The sequence below is a fragment of the Streptomyces sp. NRRL S-1813 genome, assembly GCF_000719605.1.
In the GTDB taxonomy this organism is placed as follows: domain Bacteria; phylum Actinomycetota; class Actinomycetes; order Streptomycetales; family Streptomycetaceae; genus Streptomyces; species Streptomyces decoyicus.
The window spans coordinates 1-713 of record NZ_JOHB01000091.1; the positions used below are offsets into that span (position 1 = coordinate 1).

A 713-nucleotide genomic window follows, 5' to 3' on the forward strand; every position below is an offset into this window, starting at 1 on the left:
GTCCAGAAAGTGATCTTGCCGAGCCGCTCGTCCAGCATCTTGCCGGTGAACTTCGGCCACCAGAAGTGGAAGCCGGCGAACATCGCGAAGACGACCGTGCCGAAGACCACGTAGTGGAAGTGCGCCACGACGAAGTACGAGTCGGACACATGGAAGTCCATCGGCGGCGAGGCCAGGATGACACCGGTCAGACCACCGAAGGTGAAGGTGATCAGGAACCCGATCGTCCACAGCATCGGCGTCTCGAAGGACAGCGAGCCCTTCCACATCGTGCCGATCCAGTTGAAGAACTTCACACCGGTCGGCACCGCGATCAGGAACGTCATGAACGAGAAGAACGGCAACAGCACGCCGCCCGTCACATACATGTGGTGCGCCCACACCGTGACCGAAAGACCGGCAATCGAAATCGTCGCCGCAATCAGACCGACGTAACCGAACATCGGCTTCCGGGAGAACACCGGAATGACCTCGGAAATGATGCCGAAGAACGGCAGCGCGATGATGTACACCTCTGGATGGCCGAAGAACCAGAAGAGATGCTGCCAGAGCAACGCCCCGCCATTTGCCGCATCGAAGACATGCGCACCGAATTTACGGTCCGCCTCCAGCGCGAACAGCGCCGCCGCCAGCACCGGGAAGGCCAGCAGAACCAGCACACCGGTCAGCAGCACGTTCCAGGTGAAGATCGGCATCCGGAACATCGTCATGCC

At 60.3% G+C, this 713-nt stretch carries 1 protein-coding gene; it reads right to left on the reverse strand.

What is annotated here, in order from left to right; translation table 11 throughout:
• Positions 1-713, reverse strand: a 713-nt coding sequence (locus tag IF67_RS0138435) for a cbb3-type cytochrome c oxidase subunit I (protein ID WP_030993693.1), incomplete at both ends; no start/stop codon positions are given.